17 protein-coding genes are annotated in these 18,497 nt (G+C 52.8%); 6 read left to right on the forward strand and 11 right to left on the reverse strand.

The features are described 5' to 3' along the window. The first annotated feature begins 290 nt into the window (after window positions 1–290). A complete protein-coding gene (locus JIN85_RS08985) occupies window positions 291–1,070 on the forward strand; it encodes a hypothetical protein (RefSeq protein ID WP_200269812.1) in 780 nt (259 codons plus the stop codon). A 148-nt stretch (window positions 1,071–1,218) separates the two neighbouring features. Here JIN85_RS08985 and JIN85_RS08990 read toward each other — a convergent pair whose 3' ends face one another. The 6 genes from JIN85_RS08990 to JIN85_RS09015 form a co-directional block, all read right to left on the reverse strand. Next, window positions 1,219–2,085 carry a 50S ribosomal protein L11 methyltransferase gene (locus tag JIN85_RS08990; protein ID WP_200269814.1) on the reverse strand — a complete coding sequence of 289 codons (867 nt, stop codon included), beginning with the start codon at window positions 2,083–2,085 and terminating at the stop codon, window positions 1,219–1,221. A gap of 594 nt (window positions 2,086–2,679) precedes the next feature. Beyond that, window positions 2,680–3,069: a VanZ family protein gene (locus JIN85_RS08995; RefSeq protein ID WP_200269816.1), complete on the reverse strand. Its 390-nt coding sequence runs from the start codon at window positions 3,067–3,069 to the stop codon at window positions 2,680–2,682. A 4-nt stretch (window positions 3,070–3,073) separates the two neighbouring features. Next, complete coding sequence (locus tag JIN85_RS09000; RefSeq protein WP_200269818.1) at window positions 3,074–3,346, reverse strand: CopG family antitoxin; 273 nt, start codon at window positions 3,344–3,346, stop codon at window positions 3,074–3,076. A gap of 11 nt (window positions 3,347–3,357) precedes the next feature. Then, complete coding sequence (locus JIN85_RS09005; protein WP_200269820.1) at window positions 3,358–3,624, reverse strand: BrnT family toxin; 267 nt, start codon at window positions 3,622–3,624, stop codon at window positions 3,358–3,360. A gap of 65 nt (window positions 3,625–3,689) precedes the next feature. Further along, on the reverse strand, window positions 3,690–4,889 hold the full coding sequence (locus JIN85_RS09010) for a bifunctional 3,4-dihydroxy-2-butanone-4-phosphate synthase/GTP cyclohydrolase II (protein ID WP_200269822.1): 1,200 nt from the start codon (window positions 4,887–4,889) through the stop codon (window positions 3,690–3,692). 75 nt (window positions 4,890–4,964) lie between these two features. After that, window positions 4,965–5,531: a YqgE/AlgH family protein gene (locus JIN85_RS09015; protein ID WP_200269825.1), complete on the reverse strand. Its 567-nt coding sequence runs from the start codon at window positions 5,529–5,531 to the stop codon at window positions 4,965–4,967. Between the two features lie 102 nt (window positions 5,532–5,633). On the opposite strand from JIN85_RS09015, the gene JIN85_RS09020 reads away from it, so the two are divergent. From JIN85_RS09020 to JIN85_RS09035, 4 genes are all read left to right on the forward strand, one after another. After that, window positions 5,634–6,803 carry a prepilin peptidase gene (locus JIN85_RS09020; RefSeq protein ID WP_200269827.1) on the forward strand — a complete coding sequence of 390 codons (1,170 nt, stop codon included), beginning with the start codon at window positions 5,634–5,636 and terminating at the stop codon, window positions 6,801–6,803. 71 nt (window positions 6,804–6,874) lie between these two features. Further along, window positions 6,875–7,165 (forward strand): hypothetical protein, encoded by a 291-nt coding sequence (locus JIN85_RS09025; protein WP_200269829.1) that lies wholly within the window; start codon window positions 6,875–6,877, stop codon window positions 7,163–7,165. Window positions 7,166–7,252: 87 nt separating this feature from the next. After that, complete coding sequence (locus JIN85_RS09030) at window positions 7,253–9,052, forward strand: alpha-amylase family glycosyl hydrolase (protein WP_200269831.1); 1,800 nt, start codon at window positions 7,253–7,255, stop codon at window positions 9,050–9,052. A gap of 63 nt (window positions 9,053–9,115) precedes the next feature. Then, entirely contained in the window at window positions 9,116–9,577 is a 462-nt protein-coding gene (locus JIN85_RS09035; RefSeq protein ID WP_200269833.1) for a TPR end-of-group domain-containing protein, read from the forward strand. A gap of 23 nt (window positions 9,578–9,600) precedes the next feature. Here JIN85_RS09035 and murJ read toward each other — a convergent pair whose 3' ends face one another. From murJ to JIN85_RS09055, 4 genes are all read right to left on the reverse strand, one after another. Further along, window positions 9,601–11,223, reverse strand: coding sequence for a murein biosynthesis integral membrane protein MurJ (gene murJ / locus JIN85_RS09040; RefSeq protein ID WP_200269835.1), 1,623 nt, complete (start codon window positions 11,221–11,223; stop codon window positions 9,601–9,603). 120 nt (window positions 11,224–11,343) lie between these two features. Next, window positions 11,344–12,201, reverse strand: a complete 858-nt coding sequence (miaA, locus tag JIN85_RS09045) for a tRNA (adenosine(37)-N6)-dimethylallyltransferase MiaA (RefSeq protein ID WP_200269837.1) — start codon at window positions 12,199–12,201, stop codon at window positions 11,344–11,346. Window positions 12,202–12,247: 46 nt separating this feature from the next. After that, the gene (ffh, locus tag JIN85_RS09050; protein ID WP_200269839.1) at window positions 12,248–13,675 is read right to left on the reverse strand and encodes a signal recognition particle protein; all 1,428 of its coding nucleotides are present in this window, start codon (window positions 13,673–13,675) and stop codon (window positions 12,248–12,250) included. Window positions 13,676–13,723: 48 nt separating this feature from the next. Then, on the reverse strand, window positions 13,724–14,911 hold the full coding sequence (locus tag JIN85_RS09055) for a polysaccharide deacetylase family protein (RefSeq protein WP_200269841.1): 1,188 nt from the start codon (window positions 14,909–14,911) through the stop codon (window positions 13,724–13,726). Window positions 14,912–15,157: 246 nt separating this feature from the next. On the opposite strand from JIN85_RS09055, the gene JIN85_RS09060 reads away from it, so the two are divergent. After that, a complete protein-coding gene (locus JIN85_RS09060; protein WP_200269843.1) occupies window positions 15,158–15,541 on the forward strand; it encodes a hypothetical protein in 384 nt (127 codons plus the stop codon). 87 nt (window positions 15,542–15,628) lie between these two features. Here the strand turns inward: JIN85_RS09060 and JIN85_RS09065 are convergent, their stop codons facing one another. Next, entirely contained in the window at window positions 15,629–18,484 is a 2,856-nt protein-coding gene (locus JIN85_RS09065; RefSeq protein ID WP_200269844.1) for an immunoglobulin domain-containing protein, read from the reverse strand. Between the last annotated feature and the right edge of the window lie 13 nt (window positions 18,485–18,497).

Below are 18,497 nucleotides of genomic sequence, written 5' to 3' on the forward strand. Positions count from 1 at the left end.
GACGGGGACGGCAGATGAGGAAAGCTAATAGGCTTCAAATAGTCGTACCAGCTTTTTATGAGATTTTTCGGCAATTATTTTTGGCAAACGGTCTAAAGGCTTCAATAGCGAGGCCTTTTTTGGCGATTTTGGGAAAAATGATGTTATTTTGCGAGTCGTGAATTCATCAAATCCAACAGAAAAAAACGTAAGTCTCGTAGCAACAGATCCTACTACGGGGAAAGTTGTCCGTAGGCAGGGAACTTTTGTTTCTGGTGATGAAGAGGTGCATTTTTATCCCTATTTTTTAAATGAAGATAATGAATGAAATGAGTCTCCATAAGAAAAATATTTGGATCTCGTTGAATGTCATAGGGTTATTGTGCCTTGCGTGGCTATGGATTCAACCTATTGATACTTTCAAAAATAAAACTTCTTCTCCAGAATTCTTTCGTGATTCAAAGAGAGATTCCTTAGAGATAAATAGTAAATTTGATGCACTACGACAGAGGCGAAAAAATATTGAAGAAAGAGAGAATAAAAGGCTCTCAAGATATTCCAACCTTCCTCCAATACCAGCGGTAAAAATCAAAATACTAAATGATGATCAAACTATCAATGTGGACGGGCTTCTAGCGCTAAATATAGATCCAAGTCTACAGCCGAGACTCCAACAGGCTTATGATGATTCTTGCGTTGCGATGAGACGGGCAATCGTCGCAAATGCGTCTTTAGAAGAGAATCCCGCAAAACATATTACAACTTTATTAATTCCTCCAATAGAACAAGGTCAGATGATTTTAGATCAAATGCGGGGCACTCTGCAAAGTATTATAGGTCGAGAAAAATTAGATGATTACATATGTAATTTTTCTATATACTATAAATTTGATGATTATATGATTTATGAGACGCGTATTGATTTCATGGATAATTATGACACGGAAACAATTTCAAATCATGAAGTCAAGTTGTCGAGACGTGATGTGATGTTTGGAAGTCGGATATCAGAATACTCGATGTCATTCGACCGATTTAAGGAAGATTACGGGGATTTTTTTCGTGATTTCATACCAGAATATGCAAGGTGACCTCGATTGAATAAATGCATAACAGAGAATAGGCCTTAGTCATAAATTGGACCCGGCTAGAATTGTCCAAATGAGCGGTCGCCCCACAAGTTCCATAAAAATTTTTACGGATCAAAAAAAACAGCGAGTCCGATGATCTGGCAGATTCTTAGAGATCAGGTGCTTCGATCAAATCTTTGAGATGACCGCCGCGGGCGGTGACCCATTTGCCTTTTTTGATCACCTGTGGGAATCCAATGCCGTGTTCAGCAGCTGCGGTGAAAACATCCCACGCCTGAGTGGCGAGAATGCCGGAAACAATCAAGTCACCGCCGGGAGCTAAGGATCGGGCGATGACGGGCCAAGCTTCGATCAAAACAGTGGAAAACAGATTGGCCAACACCACATCATATCCCTTTTTACGTGGTTTCCATTTCAGAACATCCTGTTCTTTAACGACGATCTCCGAAGTTTCATTACGCTCGGCATTTCTGGCGGCAACCGCGACCGCGAACGGATCAAAATCGCAGGCGTAGGCTTCCGCGCAACCCAGCTTGGTGGCAGCGATCGCGAGCACTCCAGTGCCGGTGCCCAGATCGGCGACACTCCATTTGGTATTTTTGCGAGTCCGGCCTACATCGACGAGCAAGCGCAGACAGGTGGAGGTGGTGGCGTGGTCTCCAGTGCCGAAGGCCATCTCCGGAGGGATCACAATGAGATCGCGCTTCGCGTTCGCTTTCTTTAGCGCGGCTAACTCTTTCGGCCGAGTCTCTGCCGTGAGCACAAAAGCGTCGCGAATTTTGACGGGTTTGGGTGGCTCAACGACTTTGTTCCAATCGGCCGAAACAAGCTTGCGTGCCGATCCACCAAACCGTTCGACGACGGCGTCTGCTTCCTTCTTGGATTCACAGAAAAGCCGAAGTCGAACGGATTTGCCGCCTTTCAAGTATTCGATGACCAGATTCGAGTTTCCTGAGAAACGTTCCTCCCAGGCATCGATCCACTGGGAATTTGAAAGCTTGGACCAGACGTACATAAGATAGGTTGCAATGTTAGATCGGAACTGACCAGCCAACTGGATGGGTCAGGGCCGTTATCGCTTCCAAATCTTCTGTTTGTCGAGCGGCTTGTGGCGTTGTGGGTTTTTCAGCGGCGTTGGCAATCGGATTACCAAGCCATGATGATGTGCAAGGAGCCGATGACAGCCAATGCAACAATGATATCACGAATAATGGGTTTCATAGTATAATTGGGGGGTGGGGGGATGGATTGGGTTTAATGGGTAAAGAAAATTATTGATACCTTTCCCGATTTTGCCAGAGGTAAAATGCAGTTCTGTTAGAGAACAGTAGCTCCGGAACAGTCCACGAGCGCGAAAAAGCGAAATTGTGAATTTTGTAAATCGGCAAATAATTCTGAATCAATCAGTTTGCCATTCTGCGATTTGGATGAGTCGAGTGGGCGACTCTTAATTTTGCGGATATTAATTTTCGCGCAATTCGGAGAATTTTGGGGAATTGGCAGAGTTTGGCCCGGAATTCGCTATTTCATGCAGTTTTTCTTATGGCTCAGCGCCAAAGAGAGGAGTGTATTCCCCATGAGAAGCCGCTGCAGTATCGAGGCTGGGCCTCTATTTCAGGAGCCAGTGCAATCGTTTGAAAACTAGGGCGCCGCATAGACCGCCGCTGATGTCTGCCATCCAATCGAATGGATCCAGTCCGCTCCGGCCCGGGACGAAATTTTGGTGAATTTCGTCTGAAGCGCCGACCAGGGCGATGAAAACCACGCAGTAGAGAATGATCATGCGCCATTTGGGAGCCTCAGGCTGTCGACAAAATAGATAGGCAGCCATCAGACCGCTACCTCCAAAGTAATAGCCGAAATGGAGGATTTTATCGAGATTGGGGATTGGCGGCAAATCCTCCATCGTCTTTGCAGAAGAGGAAAGCCACCACAGCGTGCCGAACCAGATAAGCACGGCGGTGATCCAGAAAAGCGGATGGCGTGTCGGCTGTGGCATGAGATTACTGCTTACGCATCTCTTCTTCCAAGCGCTCTGCCAGCCACTGCTTCATCATGGATTGGTAGTTGAGGAAGCGTGAGCGCGCGATGCGTTTAATGCGGGAAAGCATCCGTGGATCGAAGCGCAGGGTGATGGTGGTGGACTCGCGGGAGTCGGCCTCGTGCACCGAGGATGCCATCAGTTTGCTATCGAGTTCGTGTTTCATCCAGAACTCGGCTTCTTCCGCTTCGTCAGCGAAATCCGGGATTTCAGACCAGTTGGTAATTGGAGTCATGACAAAGAAAATCAGCGGAATTCAGCGTAACGGCGGTCGTAGAAACGTTGCTCGCTTTCAGTCATGTCGCGTGCGGCAATCACGCGAATGGTTTTCCCGTCGGTGGTGAAACAGAAAAACAGGTAGCGATCCGCAACGGTGCGACCGAGTGAGTAATAGCGAGATGTGTCTGAATCCGGCAGGAAACGGACAGAAAACGGATCTTCGAGCGCCTCCTCAAGCTCCCGGGGCTTGATGTTGCGTAGATCGAATTGAACGTCGATGAGGTCGAGATCCATGGGCGAAGACTGAATGACAGGCTGGAAAGTGCAAGAGATTGTGATCCGCGATGGGAGCCGACTCGTTACAGAGTGTGTCCCATACGCAGGCGCTTGGTTTCCAGATATTTCTCGTTGTGTGGGTTAGAAGGAAGACGGATCGGCAATTGTTCGACAATTTCCAGCCCGTAGCCGCCGAGACCGATGACTTTTTTCGGGTTATTGGTCAGGAGACGGATTTTGCGCACGCCGAGGTCGTAAAGAATTTGCGCGCCCATGCCGTAGTCACGCAGATCGGAGCCAAAACCGAGTTTTTCATTTGCCTCGACCGTATCCAGCCCTTCTTCCTGCAGTTTGTAAGCGTGGATCTTGGCCGCCAATCCGATGCCGCGTCCTTCCTGGCGCAGGTAGAGCAAAACGCCGCCTTCTTTTGAAATGTGCTCAAGTGCGGCAGACAGCTGGCCTCCGCAGTCACAGCGGCGGGATTGAAATACATCACCCGTGAGGCACTCGGAATGCACCCGCACCAGGGTGGGCTTTTCAGGATCGATCGTGCCGCGTGTCAGCGCGAGGTGGTGAGTATCGTCCGTAGAAATGCGGTAGAGGTGGCAGTCAAATTCGCCGAAATCAGTGGGGAGTTTGATGATTTCCTCCCGTTGGACGAGTTTTTCGGATTTTCGGCGATATTCGATGATTTGGGAAATGGTGCAGGCCTTGAGCTGATGTTTCTCCTGATATTCGCCCAAATTGCCGACGCGGGCCATGGTCCCGTCATCGTGAATGATCTCACAAATGACCCCGGCAGGCTCAAGACCGGCCAGATGGGCCAGATCGACAGCGGCTTCCGTATGGCCGGCGCGACGAAGTACGCCCCCGGCGATGGCCTGGATTGGGAAAACGTGGCCTGGTTTTACAAATGAGTCGGCAGTGGCTGCAGGATCGGCCAACAGGCGGACGGTGACCGCGCGGTCGGCCGCAGAAATGCCGGTGGTGATTTCGGACGCAGCGTCGACGGAAATGGTAAACGCGGTTTTTTGCCCCTCAAGATTCCGGCGCGTCATTTGCGGCAGGTCGAGAAACTCCGCGCGCTCGGCGCTGATGGGGGCGCAGATGAGGCCACGGGCGTGAACCGCCATGAAATTGATCATTTCCGGGGTGCAAAGTGCTGCTGCACCCACCAGATCCGCTTCATTTTCACGGGAAGGGTCATCGGCAACGATCACCAAGCGGCCTGCGGCGATTTCCGCGACGATTTCATCAATGGGGTGGAATTTGAGTTCGGACATGGCGCGATTTCCCGGGCACCATCGACTGATATTGGCGAGTCGTCCAGCGCTAGCCCCGGGAAAGATGTGGAAGGTTCAATTCAGCATCGGATTGTCCGGCGCATCTGCCAGCAATCCGTGCAGTGGTGAGAGATGATGAAGCAGTTTTTTCCACAGTGAGAGATCATGATCCATCACCAGCAGATTTTTGTGGGGCAGCGTAGGAATCCAGGCATTTGCGCCAATTTCTGACTCCAGCTGGCCTGGCTCCCACCCGGAATAGCCGATGAACGCGCGCACGATTCGACCCGGTTTGGCGGCGTGCTCGATCGCTTCATCCGCTGAAATTCGCAACGCCCATCTCAATTCGTGTCTGGAATTCCACCACAAGGCGGTAAACGTCAGCTGATTTTTGGATACCGGCCCCCCATGGTGAACGGGTAAGTGGCTCAAACGGGCAAAGGCTGGATCTTTCAGCAGATCGCCAACGTGGCGTCCGCTCGGGTGATTCAAAATCAGTCCCATCGCACCTTCTTCCGTCGTGTGCTCGGCCAGAAGGATCACGGACTTGCGGAACGTGCTTTCGTGCAGGGACGGTTCGGCAAGCAGCAGTTTTCCCTGCAGATTCGAGAAAGGGTTTGGATGATTGGGTTCGCTGGTCACGCGCTGGAAAGAAGTGGCTTATCCTGTACACGAACTGATGTTTTGAGAAATCCTTTCAGTTAGATGTGGCAATAAATCTTGGTTTTGTTGATCCGTAGTCGCTTGATTCCGACTTTCTCTTTACTCCGTCAGCGACGTGGCTTGAATGGCGACACATTGCCCTACGGTATTTTTGATTTGTGGATTTGGTTGATTCCCGCGTTCCTGCTCGGAGCTTGCATCGGGTCGTTTTTGAATGTGGTCATTTACCGGGTGCCGCTCGGTCTTTCGGTGAATGAACCGAAGCGATCCTTTTGCCCACATTGCAAGAAACCGATCCCGATGGGACGCAATATCCCGCTTTTCAGTTGGTTGTTATTGCGCGGGAAATGTGCGGATTGCGGCGCGCCGATCGCGTTTCGCTATTTCGCGGTCGAGCTACTGACGGCTTTGCTGTTCATGGCCGCATGGTGGTTTTTCACGCCGCAGGTTGTCGTGTTTCTTTGGGTGCTGCTTGCCTTGTTGATCGCGATCACCTTCATCGATGCGGAACACATGATCATTCCCATCAGTCTGACCTGGAGTGGGGTGGTGGTGGGATTGATTGCGAGTGTCATCTATCCGGTGCTTCCCGACATGGCGGGGAATCCGATGGCCACGTGGAAAGATGGGCTCAAACACGCCGGCATCGGCTGGGTGACCGGCTTTATCGGCCTGTGGCTAGTCGTTGAACTGGGCAAACTCGTCTTCGGCAAACGCGCGATGAAATTCGAAAAACCGGTCGAATGGTTTCTGAAAGAGCCGGAGGGCGATCAGGACCCGATGCTGTTTGTGATCGATGGCGAGGAAATCGCCTGGTGGGATATTTTTTACCGCAAAACCGACCGCTTGATCGTCGAGGCGACCGATATCCGCGTGGATGGCGTTTCAGTGGGTGAGGGGAAATTGGTGATTCGCGAGGTGGAAATCGAGCTGCCCGATGGCTCGACCCGACATCTGGCGAAAATGAAATCCTTGGATGGCAAAGCGCTTTCAACTGTGATTCCGCGTGAGGCGATGGGAATGGGCGATGTTCATCTTCTCGGCATGATCGGAGTGTTTTTCGGCTGCAGCGGCGTGTTCTTTTCGCTGTTTGCGGCCTGCATCTTTGCTCTGGTCGCCGCTTTGTTTGGTAAAATCGGATTTGGCAGGCAGCTGCCATTCGGCCCGTTTTTGGCACTGGGTGCAGTCACTTGGATGTTCGGTGGCTGGATGATTTGGGCTTGGTATCTGAATTTCCTGATTCCGGGTTGATCGGGAGGTGATGATTCGGTTGCCCGATTTCATGGGTTGCGTAGTCAGAACTCCGATGGTGAACTTCCTCCATGTCGCAAGGAAAAGTCAGCTGGCCGGTGGTGTGTCTCGGATTGGCACGCATGATCCTCCAAGACCGGACGGAGCGGCGTAAAATCCTGTTCTGGATGCTTCTCGCGGTGATGGCGGGCATGGCGATCGGCTTGTGGGGCATCAATGCCTGGTTGATGGAGAGTGCCTTGCGATTTCTGCTTTGGTGGGGCGGCTGTATCTTGCTGACGATTTTAGTGATCTTGTTTGCACTGTACGATGCGTTGGCGGTCATTCGCGAGGAGCGGGAAAAGCTATTTCGCGACGACTGATTTCGGGCTACATCGGCGATCGGACATTGGCTTTCGCGATCGAATCCTTGCGATCTCTCGGAATCAGGAGGATAACAGGATGGCACGATGACAGGAAAACCACGTCCCGTAATTTATCAGCTCTTCGTCCGGCTATTCGGCAATACGAATGAAACCCGCAAACCTGGCGGTAGCCTGGCGGAAAACGGCTGCGGCCGGTTCGTGGATATCAATGAGGCCGCATTGACCTCGATTCAATCGATGGGCTTCACCCACATTTGGCTGACCGGAGTTCTCGAACAGGCAAGCGGAACCGATTATCCGGGACGTCCTCCAGATCACCCGGATTTATTGAAAGGTCAGGCGGGCAGTCCCTATGCGGTGCGGGATTACTTCGATGTTTGTCCGGACTATGCCGTCGATCCGGCTCGCCGACGCGAGGAGTTTCAGGAACTGGTGACCCGGTGTCACGCCCTTGGAATGAAAGTCATACTCGATTTCATCCCCAATCATGTCGCGCGCTCATATGCATCCGATGTGCATCCAGAACGTTCGTTCGGTGAGGGCGATGATCGGTCGGTATTTTTTGATCGAGACAATCATTTCTATTATCTGTCGCCAGATGAGAGTGGTCCGCCATTGCAGCTACCAGTGCAACATTCCGGCGAGGCACATCGATATGACTTGGAAGATCTGCACGGCCGGGTGACCGGAAATAATATCATTTCCTGGAAGCCTTCGATTCATGATTGGTATGAGACGGTGAAGTTGAACTACGGCCATGATTTCACCACAGGCCGAGATACGTCCCACTTGCCTGGGCCCGAGGCATCGATCGATGAAGTGCCGAAAACCTGGCGCACCATGGATGAAATCCTCGAATGGTGGCAGGGAATGGGAGTGGATGGCTTTCGTGTCGATATGGCTCACATGGTGCCGATGGAATTCTGGCGTTGGCTGGTGCGTCGGGCACGTGGGCGTGATGCTGCATTCTTCATCATGGCGGAAGCTTATGATAATGATCCGATGAAACTCACGGATTCGAATGTGTTCGATGAATTGTTAGATGCAGGTTTCGATGCAGTTTATGATGATCCCGCTTATGATATTCTTGAGGGAATTTATGATGAAGGATTCTGGGCAAATGATCTGGATCCATTGATATTTGGCAGTGATCGGTTCCATCATGCGCTGCGCTACGCGGAAAATCATGACGAGGTTCGCATTGCCAATCCCCACGTCTGGGGTGGTCATGGGATGCAGGTTGGCAAGGCTGCGTCTGCGATATTGTTCGGCATGGGCCGTGGTCCGGTGATGGTTTACAATGGTCAGGAAATCGGCGAATCGTGCGGCGATCGCGAAGGCTTTAGTCAGGATCCCACACGGACCAGCATCTTTGATTACTGGTGCATGCGGGAGTTTTCCAAGTGGGTGAATGGTGGTCGCTATGATGGTGGAGGATTGTCCGAAGGGCAGAAATCCCTGCGGAACTGGTATGCGCGGCTTCTTCGAGTCATCGCTGGGCCTTCTTTCACGGACGGCGAATTTTTCGGCCTCAACTACTACAATCATACGAATTCTCATGCTGACCGGTTGGAAGGGGAATCCTATTCAGGTCACTGGCTCTACGCTTTCCTGCGCCATGATGCGGCAAGCGGTCAGGCATTTCTGATCGTCGCCAATCTTCACCCGACATTGCCGATTCCAGACTTACGCCTGATCGTGCCAGAGGATGCGGTTCAGATCCTGCAACGGCAGAGCCATGAAACGTGGGCGTTCACTGATCGGCTGGAGACTACTGAACCCACGACCGCCCATGCATCCAAAGCGGAGCTGACCGGCCAGGGCGTCTGTCTCGGAGAAATGGCACCGTTTCATGCCTGGATGTTCGAAATCAAAAGTGCGTGATTTCACCGAGTTCGTGGATTCTTCCATTGCCCTTGACGAAAATTTCAGGAAAAATGGCTCGCAATGGAAGTTGCCAACGTTCTTACCGCTGCGACGGGCTGGATCGATCTCGGCCTCGCAGACGAGGCTCTTGTGGAAATCGAATCCCTATCCAAAAAAGACCAGAGTCAGTCAGGTGTCCTCGAATTGAAACTCTATGCCGAAATGGAGTGCCAGTTCTGGAATGCCGCTGCGGATACAGCGAAACGATTGTGCCTGCGTGACCCAAAAGATCCGAGCTACTTCATTCACGCCGCGTTCTGCATTCATGAAACCGGGGACACGCATGCTGCCTGCCAGTGGCTGCTGAAGGGACCTCGCTCGTTGTTCAAGATCGCGATTTTTCATTACAACCTGGCGTGTTACCTCTGGGTGCTGGGCGAGAAAAAACGCGCCCGAAGCCACCTGCAACGCGCCATCAAAATGGATGGCGATCTGGAACAGGCGGCGCGCGAAGACCGTGATTTGAAAGGGATCGATATCTGAAGCCTCAACTCCTGATCCCGGATTTATCGGCGCAGAACTTTTCTTCGGATGTTTTGTAAAAGATCGATCGCCTGAGGAACACCGGTGATCGCCGTGCCGGCAAAATAGAGGACGCCGAATACTCCAAAGACGCCAACCGCGATGATCACAGGATGAATGGCGTGGATGGAGCGGAACCAGATCGCCAGGTATTTGACTCCCCAGCCACCTGCGGCTGCGATCAATGCCGCCCCCCACAATCGGGCGAGGAAAGTGGCTTTGAGGCCGGTCACGCCGATTTTTCGATTGAGCGCGCGGCGCAGCAGGCTGAATTCAACCCACCCCGCCATGCCGGCAGTTGCGGTGAGTCCGACGGTTCCCCAGATCGCATTCACGCCAAGCCAGCCGGGCACATGTAGGCCGCCGAGGTAGCCGAGAACGGTGGTGAGCAGAACCCGGACGATGGCAAATCGTAGGGGAGTTTTCGCATCCTGAAGCGCGTAAAATGTGGAGGAATACAAGCGTCCGAGCGTGGATGCCAGCAGCCCGACGCCACTACCTGCGAGCGTCAGCCAAACCAATTTCACCGCGTCTGCCTGGAATTCACCGGATTGGAAAATCGCTGCTGCAGCAATGTCGCCCAGGAACACCAATGCAGCAGTGGATGGCACGATGAAAAATGCGATTTGTTGGAGCCCGCGATCGAGGTGTGCCCGTAGTTTGGCATTTCCTTCTTCTGTATTGTCGTGATCCACTTGCTGGCGGGAAATTTCTGCTAGATTGGCAGCAGACACGGACATGCCGAACAGGCTGACGGGCAGGAGATAGAGCGTTTGAGCGTAGTTCAAGGCGGCCACCGCGCCGTTTGGCAGCCAGCTGGCGAGCACGCTGTCAATGTAAGCGCTGATCTGAACAACACCTCTGCCGAGGACGACGGAACTGAAGTTGGTTAGGACTTTCCGAACGTTTTGCGACGCCCATTCCAACGAAAATTTCAGATCCGGAGCCAGTCTCCAAACGGTTGGGACCTGCACCGCGAATTGAAGAAAACTGCCGAGCACCAATCCCCAGCTCGCGGTTCTTGCGAGTTGATCCAGCGCTTGCCGACCGCCGAATGCGATCAAAACGCCGATGATGGAAAAGTTCCAGACCACCGGCGCGACATAGGAGAGGAAGTATTTCCGGTGGCTGTTCAACACACCCAGGCACCAGGCGGACATCACCAAAAGGGCGACTCCCGGGAACATGATCTGCACGCATTGCACCGTGAGCTCGCGCTTGTGGCCCTCGAAGCCGGGGACGATGAGATCAATGAGGTGCGGTGCGAATAGCACGCCGAGCAGGGCGAGGATCGACGTGATGACTGCCAGCAAGGTGGCGATGACTCCGGCAACCCGATCCGCTTCGAGCGATTTTTTCTCACCCAGCAAGCGTGCGTAAACCGGAATGAAGGAGGCGGATAAAACTCCTTCGCCGAGTAGGTTTTGGAGAAAGTTAGGGATCCTCAGCGCTGCGAAAAAAACATCGGCTTCCAGTGATTTGCCGAAGTAGTGAGCGAAGACTCTTCCTCGAATCAGACCAGCGATGCGGCTGAGAAAGATGCCGGCAGCTACAAAAATTGCGCCGCCTCGGGCGGATTTGGCTGGTGGGGAAGGGGCATCAGCCATGGTGCTGGGTCGCGCGAAGGATTTCCAATAGGGCGGAGGTCACGGTGCGGGCAGCATCGCCATCCGGTGGCCAGATCCAAGGACGATTTTGGGAAATTCCTGCGTCTCGCCTTATTTCGATCATGCCAGGACAGGCGTTAGCCAACCTTCGCGGCGGAACCAGGTTTCCTGGCGCTTTGCGTATTGCCGCGTCGCCGCATTGATCAGTTCCTCACAGGTTTCCCGCGAAATTTCACCATGAAGGAAAGAGCGTATCTCGCGGAAGCCGATCGCTTTTTCCAAAGTATCGGACGCCGACTGGAGGTTATCCACTTCCTGAATGGCGCCACAGGTCAACATCAGTCGAGTCCGTTTGGCGATCCGCGCATGCAGGGTCGGCCTTGGGATGGAGATGAGCCGGCCATTCAACTGTTTTTCCCTGGATTGGCTGGCGGATAGCCATTGATCGCGAAGCACCGATGCCTTCTGTCCGCTCAACAGGCAGATTTCCAAAGCCCGGGAAACGTAGCGGCGGTTTTTCAAATGAGTCCGCGCGGCCTCTTCCGGATCAAGCGCGGTCAATTCGGCAACGAGATCTTCCAGCGGGCGAGCATCCAGCTGCTTGCGCATTTCCGCATCGCCAGTCGGCAATGGCGACGCGCCGTGGGTGAGAAATTTGAGGTAAAGCCCCGAGCCGCCGGTGACGATCGGGGTTTTTCCACGAGAAAGGACTTCCGCGATCACCGGATTGGCAAGATTCACATAGGCCTGTGCGTCGTTCTTTGCTGTCGGCTCAAGCTGGCTGTAGAGATGATGCGGAACCCGGGCGAGATCTTCCAGCGAGGGGGCAGCGCTGAGAATTTCCAGCCCGCGATAGAGCTGGAATGCGTCGCCATTGACGATTTCGCCGCCGATTTGTTCCGCCAAGTCGATGGCGTAGGCGGATTTTCCGGAAGCCGTCGGTCCGCAAACGAAGATCACTTTCTGGAGGTCGATCATCGCGAACGTCCGGCTTTCTAGGATAACGGCGACAAGGCTCGCTGGATCAGAATGGCGATTTTCCGCCGCCACCCAGTTTCTTCAAAATGTCATTGAGGTCGCCACCTCCGGCACCGGGACCGCCCATTCCGGGAAATCCACCCATGCCGCCGGGGCCACCCATTTGCTTCATCATGTTCCGCATCTTACCGGGTGATTTCATCATCTTGCGCATCTCTGAGAATTGCTTGATGAGCTGATTGACGTCCTGAAGGCTGCTGCCCGAACCAGCTGCAATCCGTTGGCGGCGTGAGCCTTTGATGATTTCCGGGCGGCGACGTTCTTCCAGAGTCATCGAGAGGACAATCGCTTCCGTGCGCTTGAGCCGTTTGTTGTCCAGTGCACCGGTCGGCAGTTGCTTTTTGAGTTTGTTGAAACCGGGCAGCAGGCCGAGAAGCCCATCGAGGGGGCCAAGGTTTTGGATCATTTTCATCTGATCCAGGAAGTCCGTGAAATCGAATTTGCCCTGCTGCATCCGCTTCATCGAGCGCATCGCATCCGCTTCATTCACCTTGTCCGCGACTTGCTCGACCATGCCGACGATGTCGCCTTTGCCGAGAATCCGATCGGCCATGCGATTCGGGTGAAATTCGTAGAGCTGATCCAGCTTCTCGCCTTCACCGGCGAATTTGATCGGCTTGCCGGTGACCTCGCGCATGGAGAGTGCCGCGCCACCCCGAGCGTCGCCATCGAGTTTGGTCAGGATGATGCCGGTGATGCCGACCGCATCATCAAAGTGGGTTGCTACCGAAACCGCTTGTTGACCCGTTGCGGCGTCGGCCACCAGCAAGGTTTCCTTCGGTTTCAGGAACTCGTGCAGACGCTTGAGTTCGAGAATCAGTTTGTCATCGATTTCCTGCCGTCCCGCGGTGTCGAAGATCAGCACCGTGCCATTTTGGTTTTCCGCCCAGGCGAGGGCATCTTTGGCGACTTTGACCACATCCGTTTCGCTGGCGTCGGGTGTGTAAACCGGAACACCGGCCTGCTTGCCCAAGGTGGCGAGCTGCTCGATAGCGGCCGGGCGATAGAGGTCGCAGGCGATCAGCAATGGACGGCGGCCTTCCTTTTTCAGCCGCAGTGCGAGCTTGGCCGAGGTCGTGGTCTTTCCTGCACCGTTCAGACCGCAAATCAGCACGCGGGCTGGGGGATTGAGGTCGAGCGGTGCCTGATCGCCACCCAGCAGCTCAGTCAGTTCATCCTGGAAAAACTTGATGATTTGCTCGCCGGGCTTGATCGATTTGAGAACGTCCTCGCCGATCGATTTGTCTTTGACGCGCTCAATGAAGTTTTTGGCGACATTGAACTCAACGTCGGCCTCGACCAAAGCGATGCGGATTTGGCGTAAGGCATCGGTGATGTTTTTTTCGGACAAACGGCCGACTCCGCGCAGGTCGCGGAAGGATTTATCGAGGCTATCGGCAAGTGTGGAGAACATGGTGATGGGAATTCAAATGGGAGAAATGGGGACGAAAGTCAGGCGCGGTCACTCGCTGTCGGGCATGTAAGCAGCGGTCCGATCGATTTGAAAGCTCCAGCGAAGTGGCGTCTCAGGTGGCTTTCCGGCAGTATCTTTCCAAGAAACCGAGATCTGGCAAATGGATTGGCGCAAGCGGCGGTTGACCGTCCAGCTCAATTGCTTGGTCGCAGGGTCAAACTTGGCCGGAACCAATCCAAAACCACCAACGCGCATGCTGAGCGTCGCCGGGTCCAGATCCGGGACAGTGGACAAGTCCGCGCTGATGGTCGGCAAGCGTGTGTTGACGATCATGCCGGCATCCGGTGTCACCGGGTAAGGGGTCGTTTGCACCAGACCGGTGATGCCGCCGGAGGCAGCCACGGTTGGCGTTGTCGCTTCGCGGAAGGTGGTGGCAAATTCAAAGATTTTGTCATAATTGCCGAGGATCATGTAGCGCGGGAGCGTTTTATCATCGATGCCGCGTTTCACTTTTCCCGGCTGCACGGTGAAAAGGTAGGTATAGCGGAACTCATCGGCGAGGGTCAGCATTTCATCGGTGAAAAATCCACCTGGATAGGCGTAGGCGGTGACCGGAAGGTGGAACTTCGATTCCAGAAATCGTTTGGATTCGCCGAGCTCCTGGCGCAAAAAGGCGTCATAGGCCCGCTCGCCTTTCTTTCGTTGTGCCTTCACCTGGGACGGAAATGGATGGCTGGTGGAGTGAGAGCCGATGCTGGCACCGGCCTTGATCATTTCCTCAATCATCGGGGTGGTCAGGGCTTTCCCGCCGCCATCGATGTAGTTTTTATAGAGAAACAGGGTGAACGGGTAGTGAAACTCTTTCAAAATCGGAAACGCATCCGTGTAAACGGATTTCCAGCCGTCGTCGAAGGTCAGCAAAATCGATTTTTCCGGGATTTCCTTTTCGCCTTTTTTCCAGGCCATGAAGTCGTCGTAAGTGATGACCGTGATGCCAAGCTGCTGGATCACCTCCATTTGTTTGCGAAACTTCGAGGTGCGGATGCGCATGGCGGTCTCCGGCGCGGTCTCTGAAAAGTCGTGATACCCCAGAACCGCCACGCGGACGCCATCGTCCGGAACACTGGCCTCTGGTGCAACCTCCGCCGCCGGTGAGGCATCGTTTGCAGCCACTTCTCCACGACCGCTGACCTGCAGGGCTGCGAAAGCGAGGATGGTTAGAAAGAATTTATTCATGAAGCGAGCCTCAGGATAGAAGAGGAACTCGTTCTTGAAAAGAGCGGAAACTTCAGCACTTCGGCAACCTCACAACCCGTATTGGATGCCGAAAAATCGGGAATTTTACCAGATCCCACCAGGAGCCGCTTTGTGGCGAATCGAACCGCAGAACTTTCGCGAGCTTGAATCAATCCGCCGTGGCGGGACAAAAGCATTTTTCTGACAGAGAAAATCCTCTATCGTGATCAACTGAAGCAGGAAAAAATGAAGGTATTTCTTTTAGCGATCGTTTCGTCCATTTTGGTTGGATGCAATCAGGATCATGCGCCGAAAGGTGAGGGGTCGGCTGCGGAAGGCAAGCAGATGCTTCTTGAGATGAAGCAGGCTCCAGTGGGTTCGGTGCCTCCAGGATATGTAAAGTTTAACTTACAGGATGGAAGCTGGCTCGCAATGAGAGCGGTTGATAGCCACTCCAGCGCGGATGGTGGAACACTTGGAATCGTCACAGATAAGGGGGCTATCGCTGTATTTTTTACCCATATTTGTGGACCAGGTTCGACTCCGCTTGAGAGTTTTTTGAGCGATGCGGATTCTGCAGCAGATGTATTGAATCAGTTACGGGCTACAGAAAAGGAATACCTGCCATGAGATATAAGGGTGATCGGCCCGGCGCTGAAAATAAAGCCAGCGAGAGCGATGCCAAACATCCACACCGCCTCGCTGGCTTTGGTTTCCTCATTGCTTGGTGATTCGATAGAAGGCTCGATTTGCGGGTGGGGCAGAATCGGTGAATTCTAGAGTTTCAGTTTCTCCTTCGCTAACAATTTTCGTTTCCAAATCGGTCCAGATGACTAGATCCTCCGAGCGTTGGAATACATACGTTCCATTTGCAGTCGCTTGAATGCTAAGCATGGCCGATCCTGATTGGGTGGAATAGCTGAAGGCCGGCACTCCTAGTTCGGTATCCTCCGGGTCAGTCTCGGTCTCGCCGTTTCCAATCATGACATATACCGTTCCGGTTGCGCTGGCATTGGGAGTGCCATTATCGGTGATGGTATAAGTGAAGGTGTCAGTGCCATTGATCACTCCTGCAGGCGGGGTGTAAGTAATTTGTCCTGAACTTTCATTGTATTGGATGCTTCCCCCGGAGGTGCTGGTCGTGTCCGATCCGGTGATCGTGACCATTTCACCCAATGGATCATAACAGAGTTCTGTGAATGCTTGGAATGGAATGGCAACAGCGGCGCCTTGCGTGGTCATGATGCTAAGCGGACCTGCAAAGGGTGGGGGATTTCCAATCGTGATGGTGAAGGTATCCGACTCCACCGTGCCAGCGGAGTTGCTGATCACGACATGATACTCGCCTGCATCCGTTTCATCGTAACCTGAGATATCGAGAACGGAGCTGCCTTGATCGGGGAGCAAGGTCTCTCCATGATACCATTCGTAAGTGAGAGGGCCGGTTCCAGTGGCACCCACATAGACTTTGCCAGTGAATCCGGTATCACTCAGTGTCAGATCGCCAGGTTGGACTGTGATATGCGGCGGGGTATTATCAGGCAGCAATCCGAATGCATCCAGTCCTGTCACAAAGAGTCCTGTCCAGCCGCTAGGGGTTGTGACATTGTTGTCCTCTTCATTTCTGACCACGAAATCGATCGTGTTGATCCCATTCACAAAGGTGGCATTGCTGCTGTCGATGGAAAAGGCAGCCGGGTTGATGAATGATCCATCCTGATCGTTGACAATGCCGGTATCGACTCCGTTTACCCGAATGGAAAGTCCCTGATTATCTGTTGCCCAAGCTCCGACAAGATTTACGGAAGCAAGATCAAAGTTTGTTAGATCCATTTGAGTTCTGTAGACGTAGACACCTGCGTCTTCTCCTGCGTCGTTTGAATTGACACCTGCGGCTCCGTAAACATTTGCCTTTGGTCCTACCCATCTTGCGACGCTGGTATTAGGCGTCCATGATCCCGGTCGATTGCTGGATAGAATGCTGTAAACCGTCGTTGGGATTGGGCTGCCCGGATTGTCGGGGTTCGCCATGAAGACATAGTGTGGATCTGGTGCGCCCTCGAGGTTGATCGATCCTGATTGATCCAGGCCGGTTGCGAAAAGGCCTGCGACTCGATCTTTAACGATCAATGTGGCAACCGTGCTGTCTGTTGTGCCGCCATCGTTTGCGACAGAGACAGTGTAATCTGCTGCGTCGTCATAAGTGATGTTGTCTAGAGTGAGAGTATTGGAAGTTTCATCAGGAATGACGCTATCCCCCTTTTTCCATTCGTAGGTGAGATCGGAGCCGGATGCGAGAACTGAGAAAGTGTAACTATCACCAGCGGCTACGGTAGCAGATTGTGGATTAGTAACAATGACAGGAGCTCCCACAAGTGGCTCAGCTGTACGGTTGCTGAAGCCGCTGGTATGGAATGTGTTTCCTATATTTCCGGAAACGTTTTTGTTGGTGGGGAGATACGTGATCGTAACGGGGCTTCCCACAGAGTCTGTAGTATAAGTGTAGTCGACGATCAGTCCATTGAGGTCACCGTATTGATTCAAGTCCACCGTCAAGGAATCGCTGCCTGGTACGCTGCTTGAAAAGGTTGATGCACGTTCTCCAACGGCGCCCCATCCCATGCCGTAGAGGGAAAATACATATTTGGTGTTCGGCTCCAGTCCATTCAGTGTAATCGAAAGATTGTCGTTTGAGTCGGTATCGTATCGAAATGTTTCAGCGATTTCGATACTGCCACTTGGATATTCCAGATTGGAAATGATGGGCCCGACGCGGTAAATCAGTCCAACAATGTCAGCGTTTGGCGGATTGTTCCATTCTGGGAGTCCTGTAAACTGAACATTGTTGATGATCGGGCTGGTGTGGTTGTTGAAGGTATACGCATGGGTATACTCATAATTGTTTTGAATGCCTGAGTCGGCATCACCATACCAAGATCTGAAGGCCCAGGCCTTGCTGGAGACTGCGATTTTAAAGTCATCTACCAGCAAGGTGTCTCCATCGGAGTATTTATTGTTGGTGAGTGTCAGTGTGTGGCTGCTTTGAGTCGCAATGAATTCGTAGGCAATGGTGTGATAGGGATTCGCGTCACCGGCATTATCCGAGACACGGGAAACCAGCATGCCAACATTGGTGTCGCCAGACGGAGTTTCTCCATCCGTTGAAAGGATTAGATTGGGCAGATTGTTGAAGGTGCCATATGAGGCATTAGCCCGAAACGTGACTTTATAGGTTTCACCGGGAGTAAGACCGGTGATGGTGGTTGATAAGGTCGTTGGAACGCCATCAAGGCCACTTTTCAAAAATGCAACGTTGTTGCCGTCCGGGATCGTGCCGTTGTCAGCGTAGGTTCCAGTTTGGGATGTTGAGCTGATACCCACCCGATCAGTAGGTGAGCCGACCCATCCAGTGATGTTACCGTTATCCGAAATCGCGCCTTGGGCGGTGGAAAAAGCATCCGCTTCAAAGCTGGGGTTTTCGATCGTTTGAGCATCCAAAGCTGCAGGCAGCGCGAGGAAAATGGTTAATCCGATTAAGGATTTTCCGGACTTGGAGAAGTTCAAGTTCTTCATGATTAGAAAGAGA

Source organism: Luteolibacter pohnpeiensis, assembly GCF_016595435.1.
GTDB classification, from domain to species: domain Bacteria; phylum Verrucomicrobiota; class Verrucomicrobiia; order Verrucomicrobiales; family Akkermansiaceae; genus Luteolibacter; species Luteolibacter pohnpeiensis.

Coding starts and splice junctions, on each gene's coding strand:
- JIN85_RS08985 (WP_200269812.1), top strand. CDS start 291: ATGAAGATAATGAATGAAATGAGTCTCCATAAGAAAAATATTTGGATC.
- JIN85_RS08990 (WP_200269814.1), bottom strand. CDS start 2,085: ATGTACGTCTGGTCCAAGCTTTCAAATTCCCAGTGGATCGATGCCTGG.
- JIN85_RS08995 (WP_200269816.1), bottom strand. CDS start 3,069: ATGCCACAGCCGACACGCCATCCGCTTTTCTGGATCACCGCCGTGCTT.
- JIN85_RS09000 (WP_200269818.1), bottom strand. CDS start 3,346: ATGACTCCAATTACCAACTGGTCTGAAATCCCGGATTTCGCTGACGAA.
- JIN85_RS09005 (WP_200269820.1), bottom strand. CDS start 3,624: ATGGATCTCGACCTCATCGACGTTCAATTCGATCTACGCAACATCAAG.
- JIN85_RS09010 (WP_200269822.1), bottom strand. CDS start 4,889: ATGTCCGAACTCAAATTCCACCCCATTGATGAAATCGTCGCGGAAATC.
- JIN85_RS09025 (WP_200269829.1), top strand. CDS start 6,875: ATGTCGCAAGGAAAAGTCAGCTGGCCGGTGGTGTGTCTCGGATTGGCA.
- JIN85_RS09030 (WP_200269831.1), top strand. CDS start 7,253: ATGACAGGAAAACCACGTCCCGTAATTTATCAGCTCTTCGTCCGGCTA.
- JIN85_RS09035 (WP_200269833.1), top strand. CDS start 9,116: ATGGAAGTTGCCAACGTTCTTACCGCTGCGACGGGCTGGATCGATCTC.
- murJ (WP_200269835.1), bottom strand. CDS start 11,223: ATGGCTGATGCCCCTTCCCCACCAGCCAAATCCGCCCGAGGCGGCGCA.
- miaA (WP_200269837.1), bottom strand. CDS start 12,201: ATGATCGACCTCCAGAAAGTGATCTTCGTTTGCGGACCGACGGCTTCC.
- ffh (WP_200269839.1), bottom strand. CDS start 13,675: ATGTTCTCCACACTTGCCGATAGCCTCGATAAATCCTTCCGCGACCTG.
- JIN85_RS09055 (WP_200269841.1), bottom strand. CDS start 14,911: ATGAATAAATTCTTTCTAACCATCCTCGCTTTCGCAGCCCTGCAGGTC.
- JIN85_RS09060 (WP_200269843.1), top strand. CDS start 15,158: ATGAAGGTATTTCTTTTAGCGATCGTTTCGTCCATTTTGGTTGGATGC.
- JIN85_RS09065 (WP_200269844.1), bottom strand. CDS start 18,484: ATGAAGAACTTGAACTTCTCCAAGTCCGGAAAATCCTTAATCGGATTA.